We start from the raw sequence: 1386 nt of genomic DNA, 5'->3' as shown, positions 1-1386 counted from the left end.
GGCGGCGCACCGGTGACGCGCGGCGTGATCGCGACTAACCGGATGGCCGTCTACCTGCCGGACGCGAACGTCATCCTCACTGGCCACACTCATGACGAGTGGCTCGTGCCCATCGCACGCGAGCGATGCAACGGCCACGGGACGGTCTACCGCGACGAGCAGTTACACGTCCGCGTGCCCGGCTACAAGGGCGCGGAGGATCCAAGCTCGTGGGCGACACAGCGCGGGTACGCGCCCAAGACAACCGGCGCGGCGTGGCTGGCTATCTACCGTGACGGGCCGCGCGTGGCCTACGAGGTACAGAGGGCGCGATGAGTACAGATCCTCCGACGGGTGCGCTGGTGCTGGTGACGTGGGCCGACGCGATGCAGAGCGTCGATGGCGACATGGGCGACGCGAGCGTGGGCGTGTGGCGCACGCCAGGGGTGTGGGGCGGCCGGTCGGTCCGCGAGGTGTGCGGGCACGACGTGCCCGTGGTGCTCGTGGGCCTGTCCGTGTCCGCCGAGACGGGCGAGACGGACGGCTGGCTGGCCATCCCTGACGAGTGGCTGCTGTCCATCGAGCGCCTGGTGACCGTCTCGCCGCCGGCCGACGCATGATGCGATACGTGCACGCGGCGGCGTACTCGACGCTCGTCGCCGCCGTGGTGATCGTCGGCGTGTGGGGCTACATGCGCGGCCACCAGGCGCAGACGGCCGCCGATCGCCGTGAGGCGGCCCACGTGGCCGCCCTCGAGCGCGAGGGCGTCACCGTCGCCGACGTGGCCACGCAGCGCGACCTGGACGCGATGGCCGCCGAGATGGGCGCCGAGGTCGCCCGCAGGCTGGAGGCCATCCGCAGCCGCCTGGATGCCCGCGTGGTGGCCGCGATGAGATCGGAGGGGCGGGCAGTGATGGTCGATCCTGGCGCCCCCCCTCCCGCCGGTCGCGACCAGTCCTGTCCGCCCCCCGTACTCGATCTCGGCGTGCAGGTGGCCGCCGTGGCCACCGAGGGCGACCGCGTGATGGTGGCCGGCGAGCAGTGGGCCGAGGACCGCGAAACGGGCCGCAGGTGGACCCGGGCGCTGGAGGCCGACGTGACCGACCTGCTGGTGTCGCGGCCGCGCCGCCGGCCAGAGCGGTGGATGGTGGGCGTCGGCCTGGGGGCCACCGGCGACGGTGTGTCCCAGGTCGTACCTACTCTAGATGGCCTGCTGGTGGGGCCGCCCCTCGATCCTCGCTGGCGGATCCGCGTCCGGCCGTGGGGCGGCCTGACGTATGGCCTGGGCCGGATCCGGGTCGGCGAGGCCGATGTCCGGCCGAGGGGTGTTTGCTGGGGGCTTGCTGGGGGATGCCTTGAGTGAATGGCTGGTGGTGGGGGTCAGTGCGGTGGGAGCGACGCTGTTTT

3 protein-coding genes are annotated in these 1386 nt (G+C 72.6%); all 3 read left to right on the top strand.

Translation table 11 applies throughout. The features are described 5' to 3' along the window. Window positions 1–315, top strand: a 315-nt coding sequence (locus Q9Q40_11920; protein MDQ7007929.1) for a hypothetical protein, incomplete at its 5' end; no start/stop codon positions are given. Beyond that, window positions 312–599 carry a hypothetical protein gene (locus Q9Q40_11915; protein MDQ7007928.1) on the top strand — a complete coding sequence of 96 codons (288 nt, stop codon included), beginning with the start codon at window positions 312–314 and terminating at the stop codon, window positions 597–599. The genes Q9Q40_11920 and Q9Q40_11915, both read left to right, overlap by 4 nt. After that, a complete protein-coding gene (locus tag Q9Q40_11910) occupies window positions 596–1342 on the top strand; it encodes a hypothetical protein (GenBank protein ID MDQ7007927.1) in 747 nt (248 codons plus the stop codon). The genes Q9Q40_11915 and Q9Q40_11910 overlap by 4 nt, the downstream gene beginning before the upstream one ends. Window positions 1343–1386: the final 44 nt, after the last annotated feature.

The organism is Acidobacteriota bacterium (assembly GCA_030949985.1).
Lineage (GTDB): Bacteria > Acidobacteriota > Polarisedimenticolia > J045 > J045 > JALTMS01.
This window is presented reverse-complemented; position numbering and strand designations above follow the sequence as displayed.

What these genes read in the sequence shown, in the direction of transcription:
- Q9Q40_11915 (MDQ7007928.1), top strand. Translation starts at nt 312, where the DNA reads ATGAGTACAGATCCTCCGACGGGTGCGCTGGTGCTGGTGACGTGGGCC.
- Q9Q40_11910 (MDQ7007927.1), top strand. Translation starts at nt 596, where the DNA reads ATGATGCGATACGTGCACGCGGCGGCGTACTCGACGCTCGTCGCCGCC.